This window comes from Sporosarcina siberiensis (assembly GCF_042681925.1).
Taxonomy (GTDB): Bacteria; Bacillota; Bacilli; order Bacillales_A; family Planococcaceae; genus Sporosarcina; species Sporosarcina siberiensis.
The window spans coordinates 113,642-140,544 of the sequence record NZ_JBHUGI010000037.1 but is presented as its reverse complement, the minus strand read 5'-3'; the positions used below and the strand labels follow the sequence as shown (position 1 = coordinate 140,544).

At 41.1% G+C, this 26,903-nt stretch carries 36 protein-coding genes; all 36 read right to left on the bottom strand.

Features of this window, described 5'->3' with window-relative positions; genetic code table 11:
• Positions 1 to 224 precede the first annotated feature (224 nt).
• Positions 225 to 605: a 50S ribosomal protein L17 gene (gene rplQ, locus ACFSFY_RS17165; protein ID WP_381540235.1), complete on the bottom strand. Its 381-nt coding sequence runs from the start codon at positions 603 to 605 to the stop codon at positions 225 to 227.
• Between the two features lie 32 nt (positions 606 to 637).
• Positions 638 to 1,582, bottom strand: a complete 945-nt coding sequence (locus ACFSFY_RS17160) for a DNA-directed RNA polymerase subunit alpha (protein ID WP_381540232.1) — start codon at positions 1,580 to 1,582, stop codon at positions 638 to 640.
• 135 nt (positions 1,583 to 1,717) lie between these two features.
• Complete coding sequence (gene rpsK, locus ACFSFY_RS17155; RefSeq protein WP_381540230.1) at positions 1,718 to 2,107, bottom strand: 30S ribosomal protein S11; 390 nt, start codon at positions 2,105 to 2,107, stop codon at positions 1,718 to 1,720.
• Between the two features lie 25 nt (positions 2,108 to 2,132).
• The gene (rpsM, locus tag ACFSFY_RS17150; protein WP_381540228.1) at positions 2,133 to 2,498 is read right to left on the bottom strand and encodes a 30S ribosomal protein S13; all 366 of its coding nucleotides are present in this window, start codon (positions 2,496 to 2,498) and stop codon (positions 2,133 to 2,135) included.
• Between the two features lie 24 nt (positions 2,499 to 2,522).
• The gene (gene rpmJ / locus ACFSFY_RS17145; protein WP_381540226.1) at positions 2,523 to 2,636 is read right to left on the bottom strand and encodes a 50S ribosomal protein L36; all 114 of its coding nucleotides are present in this window, start codon (positions 2,634 to 2,636) and stop codon (positions 2,523 to 2,525) included.
• A 37-nt stretch (positions 2,637 to 2,673) separates the two neighbouring features.
• Complete coding sequence (gene infA, locus ACFSFY_RS17140) at positions 2,674 to 2,892, bottom strand: translation initiation factor IF-1 (RefSeq protein WP_381540394.1); 219 nt, start codon at positions 2,890 to 2,892, stop codon at positions 2,674 to 2,676.
• A 378-nt stretch (positions 2,893 to 3,270) separates the two neighbouring features.
• Positions 3,271 to 3,924: an adenylate kinase gene (locus ACFSFY_RS17135; RefSeq protein ID WP_381540224.1), complete on the bottom strand. Its 654-nt coding sequence runs from the start codon at positions 3,922 to 3,924 to the stop codon at positions 3,271 to 3,273.
• A 54-nt stretch (positions 3,925 to 3,978) separates the two neighbouring features.
• Positions 3,979 to 5,271 carry a preprotein translocase subunit SecY gene (secY, locus tag ACFSFY_RS17130; RefSeq protein ID WP_381540222.1) on the bottom strand — a complete coding sequence of 431 codons (1,293 nt, stop codon included), beginning with the start codon at positions 5,269 to 5,271 and terminating at the stop codon, positions 3,979 to 3,981.
• A complete protein-coding gene (gene rplO / locus ACFSFY_RS17125; protein ID WP_381540220.1) occupies positions 5,271 to 5,711 on the bottom strand; it encodes a 50S ribosomal protein L15 in 441 nt (146 codons plus the stop codon). Before rplO ends, secY begins: the two co-directional genes overlap by 1 nt.
• Before the next feature lie 33 nt (positions 5,712 to 5,744).
• Complete coding sequence (rpmD, locus tag ACFSFY_RS17120; protein ID WP_381540218.1) at positions 5,745 to 5,927, bottom strand: 50S ribosomal protein L30; 183 nt, start codon at positions 5,925 to 5,927, stop codon at positions 5,745 to 5,747.
• Between the two features lie 13 nt (positions 5,928 to 5,940).
• On the bottom strand, positions 5,941 to 6,441 hold the full coding sequence (gene rpsE, locus ACFSFY_RS17115) for a 30S ribosomal protein S5 (protein ID WP_381540215.1): 501 nt from the start codon (positions 6,439 to 6,441) through the stop codon (positions 5,941 to 5,943).
• Positions 6,442 to 6,464: 23 nt separating this feature from the next.
• Positions 6,465 to 6,827, bottom strand: a complete 363-nt coding sequence (rplR, locus tag ACFSFY_RS17110) for a 50S ribosomal protein L18 (protein ID WP_381540213.1) — start codon at positions 6,825 to 6,827, stop codon at positions 6,465 to 6,467.
• 33 nt (positions 6,828 to 6,860) lie between these two features.
• Complete coding sequence (gene rplF / locus ACFSFY_RS17105) at positions 6,861 to 7,400, bottom strand: 50S ribosomal protein L6 (protein ID WP_381540210.1); 540 nt, start codon at positions 7,398 to 7,400, stop codon at positions 6,861 to 6,863.
• A 30-nt stretch (positions 7,401 to 7,430) separates the two neighbouring features.
• The gene (gene rpsH / locus ACFSFY_RS17100; protein ID WP_381540208.1) at positions 7,431 to 7,829 is read right to left on the bottom strand and encodes a 30S ribosomal protein S8; all 399 of its coding nucleotides are present in this window, start codon (positions 7,827 to 7,829) and stop codon (positions 7,431 to 7,433) included.
• A gap of 30 nt (positions 7,830 to 7,859) precedes the next feature.
• The gene (locus ACFSFY_RS17095) at positions 7,860 to 8,045 is read right to left on the bottom strand and encodes a type Z 30S ribosomal protein S14 (protein WP_381540206.1); all 186 of its coding nucleotides are present in this window, start codon (positions 8,043 to 8,045) and stop codon (positions 7,860 to 7,862) included.
• Positions 8,046 to 8,064: 19 nt separating this feature from the next.
• Positions 8,065 to 8,604, bottom strand: coding sequence for a 50S ribosomal protein L5 (gene rplE, locus ACFSFY_RS17090; protein ID WP_381540203.1), 540 nt, complete (start codon positions 8,602 to 8,604; stop codon positions 8,065 to 8,067).
• A gap of 26 nt (positions 8,605 to 8,630) precedes the next feature.
• On the bottom strand, positions 8,631 to 8,942 hold the full coding sequence (rplX, locus tag ACFSFY_RS17085) for a 50S ribosomal protein L24 (protein WP_381540202.1): 312 nt from the start codon (positions 8,940 to 8,942) through the stop codon (positions 8,631 to 8,633).
• Positions 8,943 to 8,978: 36 nt separating this feature from the next.
• The gene (gene rplN / locus ACFSFY_RS17080) at positions 8,979 to 9,347 is read right to left on the bottom strand and encodes a 50S ribosomal protein L14 (protein ID WP_269051740.1); all 369 of its coding nucleotides are present in this window, start codon (positions 9,345 to 9,347) and stop codon (positions 8,979 to 8,981) included.
• 39 nt (positions 9,348 to 9,386) lie between these two features.
• Positions 9,387 to 9,650, bottom strand: coding sequence for a 30S ribosomal protein S17 (gene rpsQ, locus ACFSFY_RS17075; RefSeq protein ID WP_381540198.1), 264 nt, complete (start codon positions 9,648 to 9,650; stop codon positions 9,387 to 9,389).
• 17 nt (positions 9,651 to 9,667) lie between these two features.
• A complete protein-coding gene (gene rpmC, locus ACFSFY_RS17070) occupies positions 9,668 to 9,868 on the bottom strand; it encodes a 50S ribosomal protein L29 (protein ID WP_381540196.1) in 201 nt (66 codons plus the stop codon).
• Positions 9,858 to 10,292 carry a 50S ribosomal protein L16 gene (gene rplP, locus ACFSFY_RS17065; protein WP_381540193.1) on the bottom strand — a complete coding sequence of 145 codons (435 nt, stop codon included), beginning with the start codon at positions 10,290 to 10,292 and terminating at the stop codon, positions 9,858 to 9,860. Before rplP ends, rpmC begins: the two co-directional genes overlap by 11 nt.
• A gap of 1 nt (position 10,293) precedes the next feature.
• The gene (rpsC, locus tag ACFSFY_RS17060) at positions 10,294 to 10,953 is read right to left on the bottom strand and encodes a 30S ribosomal protein S3 (RefSeq protein WP_381540190.1); all 660 of its coding nucleotides are present in this window, start codon (positions 10,951 to 10,953) and stop codon (positions 10,294 to 10,296) included.
• Between the two features lie 3 nt (positions 10,954 to 10,956).
• The gene (gene rplV, locus ACFSFY_RS17055) at positions 10,957 to 11,301 is read right to left on the bottom strand and encodes a 50S ribosomal protein L22 (RefSeq protein WP_381540187.1); all 345 of its coding nucleotides are present in this window, start codon (positions 11,299 to 11,301) and stop codon (positions 10,957 to 10,959) included.
• A gap of 19 nt (positions 11,302 to 11,320) precedes the next feature.
• Positions 11,321 to 11,599: a 30S ribosomal protein S19 gene (gene rpsS / locus ACFSFY_RS17050; protein ID WP_381540185.1), complete on the bottom strand. Its 279-nt coding sequence runs from the start codon at positions 11,597 to 11,599 to the stop codon at positions 11,321 to 11,323.
• Positions 11,600 to 11,659: 60 nt separating this feature from the next.
• Positions 11,660 to 12,490, bottom strand: a complete 831-nt coding sequence (gene rplB / locus ACFSFY_RS17045) for a 50S ribosomal protein L2 (protein WP_381540182.1) — start codon at positions 12,488 to 12,490, stop codon at positions 11,660 to 11,662.
• Positions 12,491 to 12,534: 44 nt separating this feature from the next.
• Complete coding sequence (gene rplW, locus ACFSFY_RS17040; protein ID WP_381540179.1) at positions 12,535 to 12,819, bottom strand: 50S ribosomal protein L23; 285 nt, start codon at positions 12,817 to 12,819, stop codon at positions 12,535 to 12,537.
• Entirely contained in the window at positions 12,819 to 13,442 is a 624-nt protein-coding gene (gene rplD / locus ACFSFY_RS17035) for a 50S ribosomal protein L4 (RefSeq protein ID WP_381540176.1), read from the bottom strand. The genes rplW and rplD overlap by 1 nt, the downstream gene beginning before the upstream one ends.
• A gap of 25 nt (positions 13,443 to 13,467) precedes the next feature.
• Positions 13,468 to 14,097 (bottom strand): 50S ribosomal protein L3, encoded by a 630-nt coding sequence (rplC, locus tag ACFSFY_RS17030; protein ID WP_381540174.1) that lies wholly within the window; start codon positions 14,095 to 14,097, stop codon positions 13,468 to 13,470.
• Between the two features lie 38 nt (positions 14,098 to 14,135).
• Positions 14,136 to 14,444 (bottom strand): 30S ribosomal protein S10, encoded by a 309-nt coding sequence (rpsJ, locus tag ACFSFY_RS17025; RefSeq protein WP_381540172.1) that lies wholly within the window; start codon positions 14,442 to 14,444, stop codon positions 14,136 to 14,138.
• A gap of 334 nt (positions 14,445 to 14,778) precedes the next feature.
• Positions 14,779 to 15,966, bottom strand: a complete 1,188-nt coding sequence (tuf, locus tag ACFSFY_RS17020) for an elongation factor Tu (protein ID WP_381540169.1) — start codon at positions 15,964 to 15,966, stop codon at positions 14,779 to 14,781.
• Positions 15,967 to 16,086: 120 nt separating this feature from the next.
• Positions 16,087 to 18,165 carry an elongation factor G gene (gene fusA / locus ACFSFY_RS17015; RefSeq protein ID WP_381540166.1) on the bottom strand — a complete coding sequence of 693 codons (2,079 nt, stop codon included), beginning with the start codon at positions 18,163 to 18,165 and terminating at the stop codon, positions 16,087 to 16,089.
• 33 nt (positions 18,166 to 18,198) lie between these two features.
• Entirely contained in the window at positions 18,199 to 18,669 is a 471-nt protein-coding gene (gene rpsG, locus ACFSFY_RS17010) for a 30S ribosomal protein S7 (protein WP_381540164.1), read from the bottom strand.
• Positions 18,670 to 18,739: 70 nt separating this feature from the next.
• Complete coding sequence (gene rpsL, locus ACFSFY_RS17005; RefSeq protein WP_381540161.1) at positions 18,740 to 19,159, bottom strand: 30S ribosomal protein S12; 420 nt, start codon at positions 19,157 to 19,159, stop codon at positions 18,740 to 18,742.
• 102 nt (positions 19,160 to 19,261) lie between these two features.
• Entirely contained in the window at positions 19,262 to 19,510 is a 249-nt protein-coding gene (locus ACFSFY_RS17000) for a ribosomal L7Ae/L30e/S12e/Gadd45 family protein (protein ID WP_381540159.1), read from the bottom strand.
• Between the two features lie 131 nt (positions 19,511 to 19,641).
• Positions 19,642 to 23,244, bottom strand: coding sequence for a DNA-directed RNA polymerase subunit beta' (gene rpoC / locus ACFSFY_RS16995; protein ID WP_381540158.1), 3,603 nt, complete (start codon positions 23,242 to 23,244; stop codon positions 19,642 to 19,644).
• Between the two features lie 125 nt (positions 23,245 to 23,369).
• Entirely contained in the window at positions 23,370 to 26,894 is a 3,525-nt protein-coding gene (gene rpoB / locus ACFSFY_RS16990) for a DNA-directed RNA polymerase subunit beta (protein WP_381540155.1), read from the bottom strand.
• Positions 26,895 to 26,903: the final 9 nt, after the last annotated feature.

Genomic DNA, 26,903 nt, shown 5'->3' with positions numbered 1-26,903 from the left:
ATCGACGATCATAACACTCAGCTTTTAAAGTTGTCGTATAAATCTGTGTTGAAAAAGGGTGTGGACAAGCATATAGCTCGACACACCCTTCTAAAATGAAATCAAATCAATTTCGCCTTGGCGTAATTGCGTCCAGATTTTTTTCGAGTTTACTCGAAAAACTCCCCTAAAAAAATCTGTGACATCCGCCGGAGGCTTAATTTATTCAGCGTCAGCTGAATAAATTAAACGAGTTCGATTATGACGACGGGTGCACCGTCACCGCGACGCGGGCCCATTTTCATGATGCGAGTATATCCGCCTTGACGCTCTGTGTAACGTGGAGCGACATTATCAAAAAGTTTTTGAATCGCATAAATTTCTGATTCATTGCCTTCATCATTTGTGACTGTAACGAGTTCACGACGGATATATTGTGCGGCTTGACGACGTGCGTGCAAGTCTCCACGTTTACCGAGTGTAATCATTTTTTCTACAACAGAACGAAGTTCCTTCGCACGTGTTTCTGTAGTTTGAATACGTTCATGTATGATTAGGTCCGTTGTAAGGTCACGAAGTAATGCTTTACGTTGTGAACTTGTACGTCCAAGTTTTCTGTATCCCATAAAAGTTTTTCCTCCTTACACATTAAGATCACTCAATCTTCTGTTCGTAATACAAGATTAAGCTCATCTAGTTTCGCTTTCACTTCTTCAAGTGATTTACGACCTAGATTTCGAACTTTCATCATTTCATCTTCTGTTTTGTTAGCAAGCTCAAGAACAGTGTTAATACCTGCGCGCTTCAAGCAGTTATAAGATCTAACCGAAAGGTCAAGTTCTTCAATAGTCATCTCTAGAACTTTCTCTATCTGGTCTTCCTCTTTTTCTACCATGATTTCTGCAGTTTGTGCTTCATCAGTCATGCCAACAAATATATTCAAATGCTCAGTTAGAATTTTTGCTCCAAGTGATACAGCTTCCTTAGGACCAATACTTCCATCTGTCCAAACGTCTAGTGTAAGTTTATCGAAATTGGCCATTTGACCGACTCGAGTATTTTCCACTTGAAAATTAACTCTTGAGACTGGAGTATAAACCGAATCAATCGGAATAACACCAATTGCAAGATCTTCACGTTTATTTGTTTCAGATGGTGCATAACCGCGACCACGAACAGCATACATACGCATACGTAAATGACCGTTTTTCCCAAGTGTAGCAATAGGTAGCTCTGGGTTCATAATTTCAACATCACTATCATGCGTAATATCCGCAGCAGTAATAATTCCTTCACCCTTTACATCTATTTCAATCACTTTTTCTTCATCAGAATAAATTTTCAAAGCTAGCTTCTTCACATTCAATATAATTGAAGCGACATCTTCAACGACACCTTCAACTGTAGAAAATTCGTGAAGTACACCATCAATTTGAATTGAAGTAACAGCTGCTCCAGGCAATGAAGAAAGTAGAATGCGACGTAAAGAATTACCTAAAGTATTTCCGTATCCGCGCTCCAATGGCTCAATTATAAACTTACCAAACTTGGAATTATCGTTGATCTTAACTGTCTCAATTTTTGGTTTCTCAATTTCGATCATTCGGTTATCCTCCTTCGAAACATCTAATGTACAGGCAGTTCCATATTGAAATCGATTTTCTCATAAGACAAAATGTAATCCCACAATTCATTTTTGACAATAATTGTGTTTCTCAATCAAATGGATAAAAAGCCATTATACACGGCGACGTTTTGGTGGGCGGCATCCGTTATGAGGAACCGGTGTTACGTCTCTAATTGCAGTTACTTCAAGACCTGCAGCTTGTAGAGAACGAATCGCTGCTTCACGTCCAGCTCCTGGACCTTTAACAGTTACTTCTAATGTTTTCAAACCGTGCTCCATTGCTGATTTAGCAGCTGTTTCAGCAGCCATTTGAGCAGCGAAAGGAGTAGATTTACGAGAACCTCTGAAGCCTAGTGCGCCTGCACTTGACCAAGACAGAGCATTCCCCTGCATGTCAGTAATTGTAACAATTGTATTGTTGAACGTCGAACGGATATGTGCAATACCTGATTCGATATTCTTTTTCACGCGACGTTTACGAGTGACTTGTTTCTTTGCCATGTTAAGAAGATACCTCCTTTACCTATTATTTATTCTTGTTAGCAACAGTGCGTTTTGCACCTTTGCGAGTACGTGCGTTGTTTTTAGTGTTTTGCCCGCGTACAGGTAATCCACGACGATGACGAATACCACGGAAACTTCCGATTTCCATCAATCGTTTGATGTTAAGTGAAGTTTCGCGACGTAGGTCACCTTCAACTTTCAATGTATCCATTTGTTCACGGATTTTATCTAGCTCAGCATCAGTAAGATCACGAACTCGAGCTTCTTCAGAAACTCCAGCAGCAGCTAATACCTTTTGAGCAGTTGTTTTTCCAATTCCAAAAATATACGTTAATGAAATTACAATGCGCTTATCGCGCGGAATGTCTACACCAGCAATACGTGCCATAAAGATTGTGCACCTCCTTCTAAATTAGCCTTGTCTTTGTTTATGTCTTGGATTTTCACAAATTACCATTACTCGGCCGCGTCTGCGAATAATTTTACATTTTTCACAGATCGGTTTTACAGATGCTCTTACTTTCATCTTACCCAACCTCCTTCATATTCCGGAGTACAAAAGTTTATTTAAAGCGGTACGTGATACGGCCGCGTGTCAAATCATAAGGCAAAAGTTCCATTGTCACTTTGTCGCCAGGCAGGATGCGGATAAAGTGCATACGGATTTTGCCAGATACATGCGCAAGAATCGTATGGCCATTTTCTAGCTCCACTTTGAACATCGCGTTTGGTAACGTTTCGACTACAGTACCTTCTACTTCGATTACATCGTCTTTCGCCATCAATCCTGTCTCCCTTCTATATCAATAAAGGTTCTCACCATCAATCGGCATCAGTCGCCTTTAAAGCTTCCTTCAACATATGTCTGGACTGCAAGAGTGATGTTCGAAAGACGTCTGTCACATTTCGTTTCCCGCAAACCAGTCTTTCGACTATTGTTGTGGTAAATCGTATCTGAATGGACACGACCGTCCGGATTGCCGTAGATGAGTTCCTTGTTACGTTATTACAGTTCCCTTAAGAACTTTTTACGCCTCATTGAACTCTAAGCAGTTCTAATACCGGGCACATTATAACTTTTGTATCTCAATAAAACATACACTCCGTATAGCATATCCATAAATACCCTTAAAGCATACATGAGTATGTACCTAAAAGTGTTACTGATTGCTTTTTTGGAGAATTACATCCAGTTCTTTAAATACAATATCAATGTTTTGTTGACCATTAATATTTTCCAAAACACCTTTTCCATCATAATAAGATAAAAGTGGTGCTGTTTGAGTCATATTTACTTCCAGACGATTTGTGACAGTCTCTGGATTGTCGTCAGCTCGTTGATAAAGTTCTCCTCCATCCTTATCACATTGCCCCTCAACCTTTGGCGGGTTGAATTGTAAGTGATAAGATGTTCCGCACACCTTACAAATTCGGCGACCTGTTAAACGTGCAACAAGCTCATCCTTATCTACTTGGATATTCAGAACATGTTCGATCCTACGTCCCATGTCAGACAATAGCTCATCAAGGGCTGCTGCCTGTGGAACAGTACGAGGGAAACCATCGAGCAAGAAGCCTTTATCACAATCAGGTTTACTTAATCGTTCACGAACGATACCGATTGTCACTTCATCAGGAACAAGTGCGCCCTGATCCATGTAAGATTTTGCTTTGACTCCAAGTTCCGTACCTTCTTGTATTGCAGCACGGAACATATCGCCTGTAGAAATATGAGGGGTCTCGTACTTTTCGACAATTTTGTCTGCCTGTGTACCTTTACCAGCACCTGGCAAACCCATTAATACGATATTCATACGTAAAGTCCTCCGCCTTCATATTCGTTTTCCAAAATGTTAATCCCGAAAAACTTATTTCATAAAACCTTTATAATGCCTTTTCACAAGTTGTGATTCAAGTTGTTTCATCGTTTCAAGGGCAACCCCGACAACGATTAGTAAACTTGTTCCTCCAATTTGCGCAGACTGTGGAAGGTTTGCGAAATTGATAAAGAAAATCGGCATAACTGATACTACCGCAAGGAATGAAGCTCCAACAAAAGTAAGTCTATACAGAGTGCTTGTTAAATAACTTTGTGTATTCGCACCAGGACGAATACCAGGAATATAAGCACCTTGCTTTTTCAGATTATCTGCCATATTTTCAGGATTTACCTGAATAAATGCGTAGAAGTAAGTGAATGCGACAATAAGTACAACGTAAATGACCATACCAATTGGATTCGTATAATCAAATATCGATTGAATTTTTGTCGTAACACTATTTGTTCCGAAAAACGACGCGATTGATTGCGGTGTTATAAAGAATGCAGATGCAAAGATTACCGGGATAACCCCTGCAGCATTTAGTTTTAATGGTAAATGTGTCTGTTGACCAGCAGTTGTCGGTCCTCGTCCAGAAACACGTTTAGCATATTGAATTGGAATTTTCCGAAGTGCTTCTTGCACATAGATAACTCCAACTGTTACTGCAACAATCACTAGAAGAAGTAGAACTGCAATGGCTATTTTAATAAACAGCGCATCACCTGCATCTTTTAGTTGAGTCGCATAGTACTGATTTACAGCTGTTGGGATTCCGGCAGCAATACCAGCAAAGATGATGATGGAAATACCATTTCCAACACCTCTTTCCGTGATCTTTTCACCGAGCCACAACAAGAATGCAGTACCTGCAGTCAATACGATTGCAATAACGACATATGTTGAAACGCCTTCAGACTTGATAAGCTGTCCGCCAAACATACTATTAAAGCCAAATGACATAGCAATTGCTTGAATGAATGCAAGGATAATTGTGAAATACCTTGTAAACTGTGCAAGTTTACGTCTACCAACGTCTCCTTGTTTTGCCCATTCAGCAAATTTTGGAACAACATCCATCTGTAATAGTTGCACAATAATGGATGCGGTGATGTACGGCATGATTCCAAGTGCTAAAATCGAAAAGTTAGCAAGTGCTCCACCGCCGAAAATATTCATGAATCCGATAAGACTATTATCGGATTGCTGTAAAGCCGTTGCGTCAACGTTAGGAACAGTAATAAATGTTCCTAGTCTAAAAACGATAAGTAGCAGCAACGTGAAAATGATTTTACTTCTGATATCTCGAACGCGCATTAAGTTGGAGATTGTCTGAAACATTAAACCACCTCAGTTTGCCCGCCCGCTTTTTCAATTGCTTCCTTTGCGGATGCAGAAAATTTGTTTGCTCTAACTGTTATTTTCTTCTCAATAACGCCGTTACCAAGAATCTTAATTCCAGATTTAGCATTACTAACAACGCCAAGCTCGAGTAACAACTCAGGCGTTACTACTGTGCCTTCATCAAACATATTAAGTTTATCAAGGTTCACAATTGCATAGTCTTTACGGTTGATGTTTGTAAATCCACGTTTTGGAAGACGTTGGAATAATGGAATTTGTCCACCTTCGAACCCAAGACGTACACCACCACCCGATCGAGAGTTTTGACCATCATGTCCTCTACCTGAAGTTTTACCATGACCTGAACTCATTCCGCGACCAACGCGTTTGCGTTTTTTTCTAGAACCGTCAGCTGGTTTCATTTCGTGTAATTTCATCTAATTGGCACCTCCTTATTCAAAAAATCAAGATTATTGTTCTTTAACTGTAACCAAATGGGCTACTTTACCGACCATGCCGCGAATTGCAACATTGTCTTTATGTTCAACCATTTGATTTAGTTTACGTAATCCTAGTGCTTCCACTGTTTTACGTTGTGCCGGCTTTGAACCGATTACGCTTTTTGTAAGGGTAATTTCAAGTGTACTCGTCATTGTGTGTCCCCCCTTAACCTAACAGTTCTTCTACTGTTTTTCCACGCAGCTTAGCTACATCTTCAGCACGCTTCAAACTTTTCAGTCCATCAACAGTTGCACGAACCATGTTAATCGGTGTGCTTGATCCAAGTGATTTTGAAAGTATATCAGTAATACCTGCAAGTTCTAGAACCGCACGGACAGGTCCGCCCGCAATAACTCCAGTACCAGGCGCAGCTGGTTTAATAAGAACTGAACCTGCACCAAAGTGACCAAGCACTTCGTGAGGTGTTGTTCCTTTAACTCTAGGTACAACAATTAAGTTTTTCTTAGCATCATCGATAGCTTTACGGATTGCATCTGGAACTTCTTGTGCTTTACCAGTTCCAAAACCAACACGTCCGTTTTTATCTCCGATTACAACGAGAGCAGTAAAGCGGAAACGACGTCCACCTTTAACAACTTTCGCAACGCGATTAATCGTTACTACGCGTTCTTCGAATTCGCTTTTATTCTGATCATTACGACGCATTAAATGTGTCCCTCCTTCTTAAATTAAAATTCTAGACCATTTTCACGTGCTGAGTCAGCAAGAGCTTTCACACGGCCGTGAAATAAGTAACCGCCACGGTCAAAAACAACCGTTTTGACGTCTTTTTCAACAGCTTTTTTCGCGATTAACTCGCCTACTTTAACAGCAGCTTCAGCGTTTGATCTTGACTCAGATTCGAACTCTTTGTCCATTGTTGATGCACTAGCAATAGTTACTGCATTAATATCATCAATCAATTGTGCGTAAATATGCTTGTTTGAACGGTAAACGTTCAAACGTGGACGTGCTGCAGTTCCGCTGATTTTTGTACGAACGCGAGCATGGCGTTTTTTACGAACAACGTTTCTATCTTTTTTCGTAATCATCGTGGTCACTCCTTCCAAATGCTTTATGAGGCATTATTTACCTGTTTTTCCTTCTTTACGACGAACGACTTCGCCTTCGTAACGAATACCTTTACCTTTGTAAGGCTCAGGAGGACGTACTTGACGTACTTTAGATGCAAGAGCACCTACGCGTTCTTTATCAATACCACGAATTGTGATTTTTGTGTTAGCAGGAACTTCGACTTGAATTCCTTCTTCTGGTATAAACTCAACCGGGTGTGAGTATCCGACGTTTAAAACAAGTTTTGTACCTTGAAGTGTCGCACGGTAACCTACCCCAACAAGTTCAAGTGATTTTTCAAAACCTTTTGAAACGCCTGTCACCATATTATCAAGAAGTGAACGAGTCGTTCCGTGCATAGAACGGTGTTCTTTAGATTCAGAAGCACGGATCAAAGTGATCACGTTATCTTCTCTCTCGATTTTGATATCAGTATTAAAACTATTCGTTAGTTCGCCTTTTGGACCTTTAACAGTAACGACATTACCATCTGCGATAGTAACAGTTACATCTGCAGGAACTTCAATCGGCTTTTTTCCAATACGGGACATTCAGTTGCACCTCCATTCAATTGTTACATATTACCAAACGTAAGCTACTACTTCTCCGCCTACTTGTTTAGCGCGTGCATCCTTATCAGTAAGGACGCCGTGTGATGTGGAAACGAGGGCGATACCTAGGCCATTCAAAACTTTAGGAACTTCGTTTGTTTTTGCGTAAACACGAAGACCTGGTTTAGAAATACGTTTAAGACCAGTAATGACTCGCTCGTTATTTTGACCATATTTAAGGAATATGCGGATGATACCTTGTTTGTTATCTTTCACATATTCAACTTCGCGTACAAAACCTTCACGTTTCAAGATTTCAGCAATTTCTTTTTTCATGTTTGAAGCAGGAACTTCAAGCTTCTCGTGACGAACCATGTTCGCGTTACGGATGCGTGTAAGCATATCTGCGATCGGATCACTCATTGTCATTGCATTTACCTCCTTCCCATATTTAGGGGATTACCAGCTTGCTTTTTTAACGCCTGGAATTTGTCCTTTGTAAGCCAATTCGCGGAAACAAATACGGCAAAGCTTGAATTTACGATATACGGAATGTGGACGACCACATCGCTCGCATCTTGTGTATGCCTGAACTGCATGTTTAGGTGTACGTTTTTGTTTAGCGATCATTGATTTCTTAGCCACGTTTACGCCTCCCTCTTTTTTACTTTTGGAACGGCATGCCGAACTGCGTTAATAACTCACGTGCTTCTTCATCAGAGTTTGCAGTCGTAACGATGACGATATCCATACCGCGTATTTTAGAAACTTTGTCGTAGTCAATTTCAGGAAATATCAATTGTTCTTTTACGCCAAGCGTGTAGTTTCCACGTCCGTCGAATGCTTTCTTAGAAACTCCGCGGAAGTCACGTACACGAGGTAGTGAAACCGAAATTAGCTTATCAAGAAATTCGTACATACGCTCTCCACGTAATGTAACTTTAGTTCCGATAGGCATTCCCTCACGGAGACGGAATCCAGCGATAGATTTCTTCGCTAATGTAACAACCGGTTTTTGACCAGAAATGATAGTCAAGTCTTCAACAGCAGCGTCTAATGCTTTTGTGTTCTGAACAGCATCACCAACACCCATGTTAATAACGATTTTATCAACTTTAGGTACTTGCATAACCGATGTATATTCAAACTTGCTCATAAGAGCAGGAGTAACTTCTTTAATAAACTTCTCTTTGAAACGGCTCATCTAGTGGACCTCCTTTCATCCGTTACTTATTTATCCAATAATTCACCGGATTTTTTAGCAACACGAACTTTTTTGCCATCTTCAATCTTATATCCAACTCGGGTTGGTTCACCTGTTTTAGGGTCTATCAACATAACGTTAGATATATGGATAGCCGCCTCCAAGCTCACGATTCCACCTTGAGGATTTTCTTGATTTGGTTTTGTATGTTTCTTGACGATGTTCACACCTTCAACAAGCACACGGTCTTTCTTGGGTAAAGCAGCTAGGATTACGCCGGTTTTACCTTTATCTTTACCAGTGATAACCATAACTTTATCGCCTTTTTTTACATGCATTCTGTCGCACCTCCTTGATTGGCACTGTCATGTGAATTAAAGAACTTCGGGAGCTAATGAAATAATTTTCATGAAATTGCTATCGCGTAATTCACGAGCAACTGGGCCGAAAATTCTTGTACCACGTGGGCTTTGATCGTCACGGATAATTACACATGCGTTTTCATCAAACGTTATATATGAACCATCTTTACGACGTACTCCACTTTTCGTGCGGACGATAACAGCCTTGACGATTTCGCCCTTCTTAACAACGCCACCAGGTGTTGCTTTTTTCACTGTACAGACAACTACATCACCGATATTTGCTACTTTACGGCCAGTACCGCCTAATACTTTAATTGTTAGAACTTCTCGAGCGCCTGAATTGTCGGCGACTTTCATACGACTTTCCTGTTGAATCATTGAGGCTACCTCCTCCCGGATTTTTAGATCCGAACTTTATTAGATAACGACCGCTTTCTTGACAACTTCAAGTAAACGAAAACGCTTTGTTGCTGATAACGGACGAGTTTCCATAATGCGGACTACATCGCCGATTTTTGCATCGTTTAATTCATCGTGCGCTTTAAGCTTTTTAGAATACTTTACACGTTTACCGTATAATGTATGTTTTTTATATGTTTCGACCATTACAGTAACTGTCTTATCCATTTTGTCAGACACGACACGGCCTGTGTATACTTTGCGTTGGTTACGCTCAGTCATGGTTGCAACCTCCTCCATCAGTTATTTGCACTGATTTCTCTTTGACGTATAACAGTTTTCATGCGCGCGATCGACTTACGAACTTCGCCGATACGTGCAGTGTTTTCTAATTGGCCTGTCGCCAATTGGAAGCGAAGGTTGAAAAGCTCTTCTTTCAGTGATTTCACTTGTTGCTCAATCTCTGCAGTTGTCAAGTCACGGATTTCTTTAGCTTTCATTAGATTCACCACCAATTTCTTCACGTTTTACAAACTTCGTTTTAATAGGAAGTTTGTGTGATGCTAGACGAAGTGCTTCACGTGCTACATCTTCACTTACACCTGCGATTTCAAACATGATTCTACCAGGCTTAACTACCGCTACCCAGCCTTCTACAGCACCCTTACCAGAACCCATTCGAACTTCGAGAGGCTTTTTTGTATATGGCTTGTGTGGGAAAATATTAATCCATACTTTACCGCCACGTTTCATGTAACGTGTCATTGCGATACGTGCTGATTCTATTTGTCGGCTTGTAATCCATGCCGGATCAATTGCTTGAAGTCCGTATTCACCGAATTGTACCGTTGCTCCGCCTTTTGTTGTTCCGCGCATTTTACCACGGAATACACGACGATATTTAACGCGTTTAGGCATTAACATATTAGTTGCCTCCTTCCTCAGAGTTCTTCTTTCTCACTGGAAGGACTTCTCCTCTATAAATCCACACTTTTACGCCTAACTTACCAAAAGTTGTATCAGCTTCAGCGTGTGCATAATCTATATCTGCACGCAATGTATGGAGAGGGACAGTACCTTCACTATAATGTTCTGCACGTGCAATATCGGCTCCGCCGAGACGTCCAGAAACTTGAGTTTTAATTCCTAATGCTCCAGAACGAATTGTACGTTGAATCGCTTGTTTCTGTACACGTCTGAATGATACACGACCTTCTAGTTGACGTGCAATGCTTTCAGCTACTAATTTCGCGTCAAGATCAGCACGTTTAATTTCTATAATGTTGATGTGTACTCGTTTGCCTGAAATGTCGTTAAGTTGTTTACGAAGTGTTTCAACTTCAGTACCGCCCTTACCGATTACCATTCCCGGTTTCGCAGTGTGAATTGTAATGTTAACGCGTTTTGCAGCACGTTCAATTTCTACTTTAGAAACCGATGCATCTACAAGACGTTTTTCAATATATTCACGAATTTTTAAGTCTTCATGTAAAAGTGTTGCATAGTCTTTTTCAGCGTACCATTTCGACTCCCAGTCGCGGATGATACCGACCCGTAAACCGTTAGGATGTACTTTTTGACCCACGAATTATCCCTCCTTTTTTTCTGATACCACTACAGTGATGTGACTTGTACGCTTGTTGATCGCACTAGCACGCCCTTGTGCACGTGGACGGAAACGTTTCATAGTCGCGCCTTCGCCAACGAATATTTCGCTTACGATAAGGTTTTCGACATTCATTTCGTAGTTGTGTTCAGCATTTGCAATCGCTGAGTTTAGTACTTTTTCTACTACTGGAGAAGCCGCTTTAGGCGTCAGACGTAGAATTGCAACTGCTTCACCGATTTTCTTGCCTCGGATAAGATCAACTACCATACGAACTTTGCGAGGAGCAATGCGGATTGTGCTGGCAGTAGCTCTTGCTTTTTGCATCAGAATAACCTCCTCTCAATTAACGTTTTGTTTTCTTATCGTCGTTACCATGACCTCTAAATGTACGTGTTGGTGCAAATTCACCTAGTTTATGACCTACCATATCTTCAGTTACATAGACAGGTACATGTTTACGTCCGTCATATACTGCAATTGTCATTCCGATGAATGCTGGAAAAATCGTAGAACGACGTGACCAAGTTCTAATTACTGCCTTTTTTTCTGATGCCTTTTGGTCTTCAACCTTCTTTAAAAGATGGTCGTCTACAAAAGGTCCCTTTTTCAAGCTACGGCCCATGTCGTAACCTCCCTCCATGCGTGTACTACGGTCCAATCAAAGAACCGCAGTTCATTCACATTATTTTTTGCGTCCACGAACAATAAATTTGTCGGATTTGTTGGTTTTCTTACGTGTTTTATAACCAAGTGTTGGTTTGCCCCATGGTGTAAGTGGAGATGGCATACCAATTCCTGTTTTACCTTCACCACCACCGTGTGGGTGATCGTTAGGGTTCATTACAGATCCACGTACTGATGGACGTTTACCCATCCAACGTGAGCGTCCTGCTTTACCGATGTTAATAAGTTCGTGTTGTTCGTTACCAACTTGACCAATAGTTGCGCGACAAGTTGAAAGAATCATACGTACTTCACCAGATTGTAAACGAACAATTACATACTTATCTTCACGTCCTAAAAGTTGTGCAGATGTTCCTGCAGAACGAACGAGTTGACCGCCTTTACCTGGTTTCATTTCAATGTTGTGAATTGTAGATCCCATTGGAATGTTTTCAAGTGGCAATGCATTACCAGGTTTAATATCAACATCTGGTCCTGACATTACTGTAGCGCCTACTACTAAGCCTTTTGGAGCGAGAATATAACGTTTCTCTCCATCTGCGTAGTTGATTAAAGCTATGTTAGCTGAACGGTTTGGATCGTATTCTATTGTAGCAACGCGTCCTGGTATGCCGTCTTTAATCCGTTTGAAATCGATGATACGGTATTGACGCTTATGGCCTCCACCTTGGTGACGAACAGTCATCCTACCTGTGTTGTTACGGCCGCCTGTCCGTTTGATTGGAGATAGCAGTGATTTTTCCGGCTTTGCTGCAGTAATTTCAGAAAAGTCCGAAGAAGTCATGTTACGACGTCCGTTGGAGGTAGGTTTGTATTTCTTAATCGCCATTTGTATTCCCTCCTTCGTATAATTAGGTTTCTTATGTTGTTAAATTAAATCTCGAAAAGCTCGATATCTTTTGAATCAGCAGTCAATGTAACAATCGCTTTACGACGCTTGTTTGTATATCCTGCATGTTTACCCATACGCTTAAACTTACCTTTGTAGTTTTGTACGTTGACTTTTTCGACTTTAACACCGAAAACTTCTTCTACAGCTTGCTTGATATGTGTTTTGTTTGCGCGTGTGTCAACTTCAAAAGTGTATTTATTGAATTCCATTTGTTCAGAAGAACGCTCGGTAATGACCGGACGTTTTAAAATATCACGTGCTTCCATTAACCAAGCACCTCCTCTACTTTTTGAATTGCAGCTTTTGTCATAACAAGCTTTTCGTGCCCAACAAGATCAAGAACGTTGAGTCCAGTTGCAGTGATTACGCTAATTCCAGGGATGTTACGAGCAGACAATGCTACTGTTTCATCTAGATCAGCAGTTACAATCAAAGCTTTCTTGTTAATAGAAAGATCTTTCAGAACTTGAATGAAGTCCTTTGTTTTTGGTGCATTGAATGCAAGTGCTTCAAGAACTATAAGATTCTCTTCTTGTACTTTTGTTGAGATAGCTGATAGTAATGCAAGTCTACGAACTTTCTTTGGCAACTTATAAGAATAACTTCTTGGTGTTGGACCAAATACGATTCCGCCTCCACGCCATTGTGGTGAACGAATAGAACCTTGACGAGCACGACCTGTACCTTTTTGAGCCCACGGTTTACGTCCTCCGCCTGCAACCTCTGAACGATTCTTAACTTTGTGATTTCCTTGACGTAATGATGCACGTTGTTGAACAATTGCTTCAAACAAAACTGCTTCATTTGGTACTATTCCGAAAATCGCAGCATTAAGTTCGATATCGCCGACTGAAGAACCCGTTTGGTTTAATACTGTTACTTTGGGCATTTCTATTTCCTCCTTCCTTTAGTAGTTAGTTCCCTTTTATAGCACTTCTCACTTTAATAAGTGATTTGCGTGCTCCTGGAACGTTACCTTTTATAAGTAGCAAGTTACGCTCAGCGTCAACTCGTACGATTTCTAGATTTTGAATTGTAACTGTGTCGCTACCCATACGTCCAGGCATCTTCTTCCCTTTGAATACACGTTGTGCATCAACTGAACCGATTGAACCTGTAGCACGGTGGAAACGAGATCCGTGACTCATTGGACCCATTGAGAAACCATGACGTTTAATAACACCTTGGAATCCTTTACCTTTTGAAGTACCAGTTACATCAATTACATCGCCTTCAGCGAATGAATCCACTTTAACTTCTTGTCCAACTTCGTAAGCACTAACGTCCAATTCGCGAAATTCGCGGATGAAGCGCTTAGGTGCCGTTTCAGCTTTTGCAACGTGCCCTTTTGCAGGTTTGTTGGAAAGCTTTTCACGCTTATCATCAAATCCAAGTTGAATTGCTTCGTAGCCGTCCGTTTCAACTGTCTTCTTTTGAAGAACAACGTTCGGTGTAGCTTGGATTATTGTTACTGGAATTAGATCACCATTTTCAACGAAAACTTGTGTCATTCCAATTTTTCTTCCTAAGATTCCTTTGGTCATTAGTAACACCTCCTGTATTATGTTTCTTAATTTATGAATTAAAGTTTAATTTCAATGTCTACGCCTGACGGTAAATCGAGTTTCATTAATGAATCGACAGTTTGTGGTGTCGGATTAACGATATCAATCAAACGTTTATGAGTACGCATTTCAAATTGCTCACGTGAGTCTTTGTATTTATGAACTGCACGTAGAACTGTATAAACAGATCTGTCAGTCGGAAGTGGAATCGGACCCGATACACTTGCACCCGAACGTTTTGCTGTTTCTACAATTTTCTCAGCTGATTGATCTAGAATTCTGTGATCATAAGCTTTCAAACGAATACGAATTTTTTGTTTTGCCATTATTTTCCCTCCTTTTCGCCTAATTTGATAGACATTCTCCACGGAAATTTCCCACACACATGCCATGGCAAAGCGGCCTGGTGTGTCGGCAACCTCCCGCTTCATCGCAGTCAAAGACCAACATTCAATATTATACACAAATTTGTTTCAATGTGCAAGACATTTGTCGAGGTTCTTTCTCAGCCTTTATTATTATAATTCCATTCCATTAAAATTACAAGCATTTTGATAGAAGTTCGAAAAATTACTTTTCACAATCTAAGCTTGATATGTAAAAACCCTTTTTTACATAAAAAAAGATCCTACCAGGTTGGCAGGATCTTTAAAAATATAATTATTTTTGGATTGTTGCTACAACGCCCGCGCCTACAGTACGTCCACCCTCACGGATAGAGAATTTCGTACCTTCTTCAAGAGCAATTGGGTTAATCAAAGTGATTGTCATTTCAACGTTATCACCAGGCATAACCATTTCTACGCCTTCTGGAAGATTACAAACACCAGTTACATCAGTTGTACGGAAGTAGAACTGTGGACGGTAGTTTGTGAAGAATGGAGTATGACGTCCACCCTCTTCTTTTGATAGTACATATACTTCAGCAGTAAATTCTGTGTGTGGAATAATAGTACCTGGTTTAGCAAGTACTTGACCACGTTGGATATCATCACGTGAAACTCCACGTAAAAGTGCACCAATGTTGTCTCCAGCTTCAGCATAATCAAGAAGTTTACGGAACATCTCTACACCAGTAACTGTTGTAGATTTTGCTTCTTCAACAATACCAACGATATCAACAACGTCACCGATTTTAACTTGGCCACGCTCAACACGTCCTGTAGCAACTGTTCCACGACCTGTAATTGAGAATACATCCTCAACAGGCATCATGAATGGCTTTTCAGTATCACGTGGTGGTGTTGGAATATATGAGTCAACAGCATCCATAAGTTCGATGATTTTGTCTTCCCATGCTTCTTCGCCTTCAAGTGCTTTAAGAGCAGAACCTTTAATGACAGGAATGTCATCGCCAGGGAAATCATATTCAGATAGAAGATCGCGAATTTCCATCTCTACTAATTCAATTAGTTCCTCGTCGTCAACCATGTCACATTTGTTCATGAAGACTACTAGATAAGGAACACCTACTTGACGTGAAAGCAAGATATGCTCACGTGTTTGTGGCATTGGACCATCAGCTGCAGAAACAACTAGGATTCCGCCGTCCATTTGTGCTGCACCAGTGATCATGTTTTTAACATAGTCAGCGTGACCCGGGCAGTCTACGTGTGCGTAGTGACGTGTAGCTGTTTCGTATTCAACGTGAGACGTGTTGATAGTAATACCACGCTCTTTTTCTTCAGGTGCATTATCAACCTGTGCGTATGACATTGCTGAACCACCTGATCTTTTAGCTAGGACAGTTGCGATTGCAGCAGTTAATGTAGTTTTACCATGGTCAACGTGACCGATTGTTCCAACGTTAGCATGTGCTTTTGAGCGATCAAATTTCTCTTTACCCATTTTTGAAATCCTCCTTAGAATATACAAGTTTATATTTTTTAATAGATGCAAGAGGAAAAAATTCCTCTAACATCCATTGACTTACAATTAATTTATACTTCAAATAAAAGCAAATTACAATTATTCACCTTTATTTTTCTTGATAATTTCTTCAGCAATTGACTTTGGTACTTCCTCGTAGTGATCGAATGTCATTGAGAATACACCGCGACCTTGCGTGTTTGAACGTAAAGAAGTCGCATAACCGAACATCTCAGCTAGAGGAACCATCGAACGTACTAATTGTGCGTTACCGCGTGCATCCATACCTTCAACGCGGCCGCGTCGAGATGTGATGTCACCCATAATATCGCCCATGTACTCTTCAGGAATCGTTACTTCAACTTTCATCATCGGCTCAAGTATAACCGGGTTGACGTATTTAACAGCATTCTTAAGTGCCATAGATGCAGCAATTTTAAATGCCATTTCGTTAGAGTCGACATCATGATAAGAACCGTCATAAAGACGAGCTTTAATATCGATAAGTGGATATCCAGCAACTACACCGTTGTCGAGTGAGTCACGGATACCTGCTTCAACTGCAGGAATATATTCACGTGGTACAGAACCACCAACTACGTTGTTAATGAATTCGAATCCTTTTCCTTCTTCGTTAGGAGAGAATTCGATCCAAACGTGTCCAAATTGTCCACGTCCACCTGATTGGCGTACAAACTTACCTTCAACTTCCGCTGATTGACGGAATGTCTCACGATAAGAAACTTGTGGTGCACCAACGTTTGCTTCTACATTAAATTCACGACGCATACGGTCAACTAGAACGTCTAGGTGAAGTTCACCCATACCTGCGATGATTACTTCGCCAGTCTCTTGGTCTGTATGTGCACGGAATGTTGGATCTTCTTCTTGGAGCTTAATAAGAGCTTGACCCATCTTGTCTTGGTCTGCTTTCGTTTTAGGCTCAACCGAAAGTGAAATAACTGGTTCTGGGAAGTCCATCGATTCAAGGATAATGAGTGCTTTGTCGTCACAAAGTGTATCACCAGTTCCTGTATCTTTAAGACCTACTGCTGCCGCAATATCTCCAGAGTGTACTTCTGCAATTTCTGTACGAGAATCCGCATGCATTTGTAGAATACGACCTACACGCTCACGTTTTCCTTTTGAAGAGTTTTGAACATATGAACCGGACTGCAAAGTACCAGAGTATACGCGGAAGAATGTAAGTTTCCCTACATAAGGATCCGTCATAACTTTAAATGCTAGTGCAGAGAACGGTGCAGAATCGTCTGCTGGGCGTTCTTCGTCTTCTTCTGTGTCAGGGTTTGTCCCTTTCATTGGAAGAATATCAGTTGGTGATGGTAGGTAGTCGATAACAGCGTCTAGAACAAGTTGTACACCTTTATTCTTGAATGCCGTTCCACATACTACCGGATAGAACTCAACTGCAAGCGTAGCTTTGCGAATTGCCTGCTTAATTTCTGCTTTTGAAATTTCTTCACCATTTAAGTATTTTTCTAGAAGAACTTCATCAAAGTCTACAACGGCTTCGATTAGTTTATCACGGTACTCTTCCGCTAAAGCAAGGTGTTCTTCAGGAATTTCTGAAATCTCAGTATTCATTCCTGTATCATCACCGTAATTAATAACATTCATTTCAACTAAGTCAATAATCGAGTGGAATTGATCTTCCGCACCGATTGGTAGTTGAATTGGGTGTGCGTTCGCACCAAGACGATCGCGAAGAGTTCCTACTGAATATAAGAAATCCGCACCTGTTTTATCCATTTTGTTAACAAAAACAAGACGTGGTACACCATAGCTTGTAGCCTGGCGCCATACTGTTTCAGTTTGTGGCTCAACACCTGATTGTGCATCAAGTACCGTTACTGCACCATCAAGTACACGTAGTGAACGTTCAACTTCAACTGTGAAGTCTACGTGACCTGGTGTATCGATGATATTTACACGGTGACCCTTCCATTCTGCCGTTGTAGCAGCGGAAGTGATCGTAATTCCACGTTCTTGTTCCTGCGCCATCCAGTCCATTTGAGAAGCACCTTCGTGCGTTTCTCCGATTTTGTGGATTTTACCAGTATAATAAAGAATCCGCTCAGTCGTCGTAGTCTTACCCGCGTCGATATGGGCCATGATTCCAATATTACGAGTATTCTCTAAGGAGAATTTTCTAGCCATATTGTAGATCTCCTTCCATTTCGAATTAGAGTATTACCAACGATAGTGAGCAAACGCTTTATTCGCATCTGCCATTTTGTGTAATTCTTCGCGACGTTTAACCGACGCACCTGTGTTGTTAGAAGCATCAAGGATTTCATTCGCAAGACGTTCTTCCATCGTCTTCTCTCCACGGCGACGTGAATAGAGTACGAAGAAACGAAGACCTAGTGTCGTACGACGCTCAGGACGAACTTCAACAGGAACTTGATAGTTTGCTCCACCTACACGACGTGCACGCACCTCAAGTACGGGCATTACGTTTGCTAAAGCTGTTTCAAATACTTCAAGTGGATCCTTGCCAGAACGTTCTTTAACAAGTTCGAACGCACCATAGAGGATTTTTTGTGATGTACCTTTTTTACCGTCAACCATCATTGAATTGATAAGACGTGAAACGAGTTTCGAATTATAAATCGGATCCGGAAGTACGTCACGCTTTGTTACTGGGCCTTTACGAGGCATATTGTTTTCCTCCTTTCGATAATTGAGTTTTCAAGCGGATATCGCTTGAATAACTATTGGTTTGTATAATTTACTTTTTAACTTTAGGTCTTTTAGCTCCGTATTTTGAACGGCTTTGCATACGACCTGTAACTCCAGCTGTATCAAGTGCACCGCGTACGATATGGTAACGTACACCCGGTAAATCCTTAACACGTCCTCCGCGAAGAAGTACAACGCTGTGTTCTTGAAGGTTATGACCTTCTCCACCGATATAAGCGTTAACTTCCATTGAGTTCGTCAAACGAACACGTGCGTATTTACGAAGAGCCGAGTTTGGCTTTTTCGGTGTCATTGTTCCAACACGTGTACAAACACCTCTTTTTTGTGGTGAGTTCACGTTTGTCATTGACTTTTTGAAACTGTTATAGCTTTTTCCAAGTGCTGGTGATTTAGAGCTTTCCACTTTAGGCTTACGTGGTTTGCGAACCAGTTGGTTAATTGTAGGCATTGATTTGTCCTCCCTTCAAACTTCTTTTGTAAGACCACACATCCAGGTGGTTCATTTTTAGGTAAAAAACAAAGTCTTTGTGCTTCAAGTGCACAAAAACTGTTACCCAGTAATTGCAACAACGGCTGCACTGACCTGTATGCCACACGCTTCGCCAAGTTTTTTCTTGGAATCCACATATGTCACTAGGATATCATGAAGTTTGGCTGCCTCCAGCGCTGGGACAATTATCCGCTCTTCTGCATCCTGTGCAACAATGACCTCGGTCACTATTCCTGTATATATTGCTTTCACTGTCTGCTTAGTACCAATGATTGTTATCTTGGCCTGCTCAACTTTTTCATAAGACATTTACATATCCTCCAAAGTACAGACATTTAACTATCAACCTTTTGTATATTATCATCTCTATAGATTACTGTCAATGCTTAAATAGAAAAACGGGGGAAATCTTTTTCTACTTCCCCCGCACCTTTTAAAGATTACTCTGCAGTAACTTTATTATCGGTATTTTGCATTTCCTCTTGATCCATTCGGATTTGACGGTAACGCTGCATTCCAGTACCCGCTGGTACGAGTTTACCGATAATGACGTTTTCCTTCAATCCAAGTAGTTCGTCGGTTTTCCCTCTAATTGCTGCATCAGTCAAGACACGTGTTGTCTCTTGGAAAGAAGCCGCAGAAAGGAATGATTCTGTTTCAAGTGAAGCTTTTGTAATACCGAGAATGACTGGACGACACGTCGCAGGTATTCTTCCAGCATCAAGCACAATTTTGTTTGCATCAGAGAATTGGTGGATATCGACTAATGACCCTGGTAATAAATCTGTATTACCTGCTTCAATAATTCGTACTTTACGAAGCATTTGACGAACCATTACTTCAACGTGTTTATCACCAATTTCAACACCTTGGCTACGGTAAACTTTTTGAACTTCTTTCAAAAGGTATTCTTGAACAGTAGCAACATCTTTTACTACAATAAGTTGCTTCGGATCAATAGAACCTTCCGTCATCGGTTCACCACGATCGATGAAATCTCCAACATCTACTTTAAGACGACCATTGTAAGGTGCAAGATATTTACGTGTTTCAACGTCACCCGTGACAGTAATTTCCTTCAGTCCTTCACGGATTTCCTCGATTTCGGTAATTTCTCCTTTGATTTCTGAAATAACGGCTTGACCTTTCGGATTCCGTGATTCAAAAATCTCCTGTATACGTGGAAGACCTTGTGTAATGTCATCCCCTGCAACTCCACCTGTATGGAACGTTCTCATTGTAAGCTGAGTACCCGGCTCACCAATTGACTGAGCTGCAATGATTCCAACCGCTTCACCAACTTCAACATTTTCACCCGTCGCCAAGTTAATGCCGTAACATTTCTTACAGACGCCGTGCTTCGTGTTACAAGTAAATGCTGAACGAATCGTAATCTTTTCGAATCCTGCGTCCATAACAATACGCGCAACATCCTCAGTGATCATTTCGTTTCGAGCAAGAATTACTTTGCCCGTCTCCGGATGAATAATTGTTTTCTTCGTATGACGACCAACAATACGCTCGTCTAAGCCTTCAATCAATTCTGCACCTTCCATAAGAGCAGAAATCTCAAGCCCACGATCTGTTCCACACTCGTCTTCACGAACGATAACATCTTGTGCAACATCAACAAGTCTACGCGTCAAGTAACCTGAATCGGCAGTCTTAAGTGCCGTATCCGCAAGTCCTTTACGTGCTCCGTGTGTAGAGATAAAGTACTCAAGTACTGTTAATCCCTCACGGAAAGAAGATTTGATTGGCAATTCGATAATCTTACCTGCCGGGTTGGCCATCAGACCACGCATACCCGCTAACTGCGTAAAGTTTGATGCGTTACCACGAGCACCCGAGTCACTCATCATATATATAGGATTCGTATGGTCAAGAGATTCTATCAGCTTTTCCTGAATGACGTCTTTTGCATGACTCCAATATGAAATAACACGGTCATAACGTTCTTCTTCCGTAATAAGACCACGACGGAATTGCTTCAGTACGTTATCTACCTTAGTTTGAGCTTCATCCAGGATTTCGCCCTTGTTATGAAGAACTACGATATCGGACATTCCGATTGTAATACCCGCACGAGTCGAATATTTGAATCCTAGGTCTTTCATGCGGTCGAGCATTCTTGACGTTTCCGTAATGTGGAAAATCTTGAATATCTCCGCAATGATGTTCTGTAAAATCTGTTTCTTGAATGGTGGCACGAGTTCAGCTTCCAAAATATGCTTCTTCGGATCCACAGTACCTGATATAAAGTACTTAGCAGGTGTTTCTACTTGTAAGTTGAAATCTGTCGGCTCATTAATATACGGGAATGAATCCGGTAGAATTTCATTGAAAATTAATTTCCCTACAGTTGTTAGTAGAAGCATTCTATTTTGTTCTTCTGTGAAATTCGGGTTATTAATAGAACTAGCTTGGACTGCGATTCGTGAATGAAGATGAACATGTCCGTTATGATAAGCGATTAACGCTTCATCCGTATCACGGAATGTAAATCCTTCACCTGTTGCTCCTTCGCGCTCAAGTGTTAGGTAATAGTTCCCTAAAACCATATCCTGGGACGGAGTAACTACTGGCTTTCCATCTTTAGGGTTCAATATATTTTGCGCTGCTAGCATTAGAAGACGAGCTTCAGCTTGTGCTTCTGCAGATAACGGAACGTGAACTGCCATTTGGTCACCATCGAAGTCAGCGTTATAAGCTGTACAAACGAGAGGGTGAAGAGTAATTGCGCGTCCTTCGACAAGTATTGGTTCGAAGGCTTGAATTCCTAAACGGTGAAGTGTCGGTGCTCGGTTTAAAAGAACCGGGTGCTCCTTAATGACATCTTCGAGAACATCCCATACTTCTGAATGAAGACGTTCAATTTTACGTTTAGCACTTTTAATATTATGAGCAAGTCCTCGTTCAACGAGTTCTTTCATCACAAATGGTTTAAATAACTCAATCGCCATTTCTTTAGGTAGACCACACTGATACATCTTCAAGTTGGGTCCAACAACAATAACTGAACGACCTGAATAATCTACTCGCTTACCTAGTAAGTTTTGACGGAAACGACCTTGTTTTCCTTTCAACATATGTGAAAGGGATTTAAGCGGACGGTTACCCGGTCCTGTAACTGGACGACCACGACGACCATTATCAACTAGTGCATCAACAGCCTCTTGAAGCATGCGCTTCTCGTTTTGAACGATAATGCCAGGCGCTCCTAGATCAAGTAATCTTTTCAATCTATTATTCCGGTTAATAACCCTACGGTACAAATCATTCAGGTCGGAAGTTGCAAAACGTCCACCGTCAAGCTGTACCATCGGACGTAGTTCTGGCGGTATTACCGGAAGAACTTCAAGTACCATCCATTCAGGCTTATTCCCTGAATTACGGAACGATTCTACAACATCAAGACGTCTAATTGCACGTGTACGACGTTGCCCCTGAACAGTTTTCAGTTCTTCTTTAAGAGATTCCGCTTCTTTATCCAAATCAATCGCCGCTAAAAGACGTTCGATTGCTTCTGCACCCATAAGTGCTTGGAATTTAGTACCGTATTTTTCACGGTAAATGCGGTATTCTCTTTCGGATAGAAGCTGTTTTCGTTCAAGTGGTGTATCTGCAGGTTCTACGACAACGTAAGAAGCGAAATAAATAATCTCTTCAAGCGCACGTGGAGTCATGTCTAAAATCAAGCCCATACGACTCGGTATTCCTTTGAAGTACCAAATATGTGTTACTTGAGCAGCAAGTTCAATATGCCCCATACGCTCACGACGTACTTTTTGACGCGTCACTTCTACTCCGCAACGATCACAAACTACACCTTTATAACGAACACGTTTGTATTTACCACAATGACATTCCCAGTCTTTTGTAGGACCAAAAATCCGTTCGCAGAACAAACCTTCTTTTTCCGGTCTTAATGTACGATAATTTATTGTTTCTGGCTTCTTAACTTCACCATAGGACCATGAACGTATCTTATCTGATGAAGCGAGACCTATCTTCATATACTCAAAATTGTTTACGTCTACCAAGGAGCCTACCTCCCTTTAGTCTTATTGCTAGCGATTGCTTTTTCCGAGCAAGCGTGAAACTTTATGAATAAAACAGTTGGAGAAACAATAGTTTCTCCTTCCGTTATAGATAATGAAAAAGTCGATTAATCGACTTTTACAAGATTTAGAGCATCTGTGGGTTGCATGTCGTCGCCTTCGTCAAGATCACGTAATTCTATCTCTTCGTAATCCGCAGAGAGCATTTTAACATCCAAACCAAGACTTTGAAGTTCTTTAATCAATACCTTAAATGACTCAGGAACTCCAGGTTGAGGAACATTTTCACCTTTGACAATCGCTTCATATGTTTTCACACGTCCAACGACATCATCCGACTTCACTGTCAATATTTCTTGAAGTGTATAAGCCGCACCATAGGCTTCAAGTGCCCAAACTTCCATTTCTCCAAAACGTTGTCCACCAAACTGTGCTTTACCTCCAAGAGGCTGTTGCGTAACAAGTGAATATGGTCCTGTTGAACGAGCATGTAGCTTATCATCGACCATATGCGCAAGTTTAATTAAATACATGACTCCGACAGAAACACGGTTGTCGAATGCTTCACCAGAACGACCGTCATACAACATTGTTTTACCATCGCGATCCATTCCAGCTTCTTCCATCGTGTTCCAAACATCGTCTTCGTTGGCTCCGTCAAATACCGGAGATGCCATGTGAAGTCCGAGACTTCGAGCAGCCATACCAAGATGCATTTCAAGAACCTGTCCGATGTTCATACGTGATGGAACACCTAATGGGTTAAGCATAACGTCAATTGGTGTACCATCGGGCATATATGGCATATCCGATTCAGGTAATATTCTTGAAATAACACCCTTGTTTCCGTGACGACCAGCCATTTTATCACCAACAGAGATTTTCCGTTTTTGAACAATGTATGCACGGACAAGTTGGTTTACACCTGGTGGTAATTCGTCTCCATCTTCACGATTAAACACTTTAACGTCCAAGATAATTCCTCCAGCACCATGTGGTACACGAAGAGAAGTATCACGAACTTCACGTGCTTTTTCACCAAAGATAGCATGTAAAAGTCGCTCTTCAGCAGTCAATTCAGTTACACCTTTTGGTGTTACTTTACCGACTAGAATGTCTCCATCCCGTACTTCGGCTCCTATACGAATAATTCCACGATCATCCAAATGGCGCAATGCTTCTTCACCTACGTTTGGAATATCTCGTGTAATTTCTTCAGGACCTAGTTTTGTATCTCTTGCTTCAGATTCGTATTCTTCGATATGAACCGAAGTATATACATCATCTTTCACAAGACGTTCACTCATTATAATTGCATCTTCATAGTTGAAACCATCCCATGTCATGAAAGCAGTTAGAACGTTACGCCCTAAAGCTAACTCTCCATTTTCCATTGAAGGTCCGTCAGCGAGTATCTCTTTAGGAGAAACTCTATCGCCAACACTAACAATTGGACGTTGATTGTAACATGTTCCCTGGTTTGAACGGATGAAGTTATCTAGCTTAAACGATGTAATATCGCCCTTCACTTCTTTTCCATCAACCGTTTCAATGCGACGAACGCGAATCTCGCTTGCTTCGACATGTTCTACGATACCTTCATATAAAGAAAGAACCGCTGCCCCAGAATCACGGGCTGACACATGTTCCATACCTGTTCCAACTAAAGGTGCTTCTGGATTAAGTAATGGAACTGCTTGACGTTGCATGTTCGCACCCATAAGTGCTCTGTTAGAGTCATCGTTTTCTAAAAACGGGATACAAGCTGTTGCTGCAGAAACTACTTGTTTTGGTGAAACATCCATATAGTCAATTTGCTCACGTTTGAAGACTGTGTTATCCCCTTGAAAACGGCCAACGACACCTTCATTTTCGAATGAACCGTCTTCATTAAGTATCGAATTTGCTTGGGCAACGACGTAATTATCTTCGATGTCAGCAGTTAAATAATCAATTTGAGCAGTTACGCGACCTGTTTCAGGATCTACTTTTCGATATGGAGTTTCAATAAATCCGAATTTATTTACTTTCGCAAATGTAGATAGCGAGTTGATAAGTCCGATGTTTGGCCCCTCTGGAGTTTCAATCGGACACATACGACCATAGTGAGAATAGTGAACGTCACGTACTTCCATACCTGCACGTTCTCTTGTCAATCCACCGGGTCCAAGTGCAGAGAGTCGACGCTTATGCGTTAATTCTGCAAGCGGGTTTGTCTGATCCATAAACTGTGAAAGTTGTGAGCTACCAAAAAACTCTTTAATAGACGCAATAACCGGCCGTATATTAATGAGTTGTTGAGGAACAATTGATTGTGTGTCATTAATCGACATACGCTCTTTAACGACTCGTTCCATTCTGGAAAGTCCGATTCGGAATTGGTTTTGCAGTAGTTCACCTACCGAACGCAGACGACGGTTACCAAGGTGGTCAATATCATCTGTGTTTCCAACTCCATGTAATAGGTTAAAGAAATAACTAATTGACGCAACGATATCGGCAGGCGTAACATGTTTTATAGAATCATCTACGTATGCATTCGATATTACGTTAACTACTTGTTTCTCATCATTCTTAGGGGCATATATTTTGATAGTCTGGATCGTAATACTCTCGTCAAGAACGCCACCGGCATGGGATATTTCTTCGAAACCTATCCCTTTTTCCAAGTGAGGCAGAAGACGATCTAACGCACGGCGATCAATAAGTTCATCTTTTTCCAAGAGGATTTCGCCTGTTTCGGGATCGACGAGTGTCTCCGCGAGTGTTTGATTGAACAGACGGTTTTGAACATGAAGTTTTTTATTCATTTTGTAACGACCAACATTTGCTAGGTCATACCTTTTCGCATCAAAGAAACGTGAGAACAATAGGTTCTTCGCACTATCGAGCGTTGGAGGCTCACCCGGACGTAGTCGTTCATAAATTTCAAGCAATGCTTTATCGGAGTTTTCGGTATTGTCTTTTTCAAGAGTATTTTGTAAATACTCGTTATCTCCGATTAATTCAATAATTTCTTCATCTGTTGAAAATCCGAGTGCACGAAGTAAAACAGTAATTGGCAATTTACGCGTCCGGTCAATTCTGACATGAACAACATCTCTTGCATCAATTTCATATTCTAGCCATGCTCCACGATTTGGTATAACTGTAGCACCAAATCCACGTTTTCCGTTTTTATCAACTTTGGCGTTGTAATAAACGCTTGGAGAACGAACTAACTGGGAAACGATAACTCTCTCCGCACCGTTGATAACAAACGTACCGTTTTCAGTCATGAGTGGGAAATCACCCATAAAGACATCTTGCTCTTTCACTTCTTCAGTCTCTTTGTTATGGAGTCTGACTTTAACTCGAAGCGGTGCTGCATAGGTTACGTCACGTTCCTTCGATTCATCAACTGGATACTTTGGTGCTTCCAAATGATAATCGATAAATTCTAATGAAAGGTTCCCTGTGAAGTCTTGAATCGGAGATATATCACGGAACATCTCCAATAATCCTTCTTCCATGAACCATTCGTAAGATGCCGTCTGTATTTCAATCAGATTCGGAAGCTCGAGCACTTCTTTAATCCTCGCGAAACTTCTACGCTGACGGTGTTGACCATACTGAACTAGATGACCTGTCAACTCATTCAC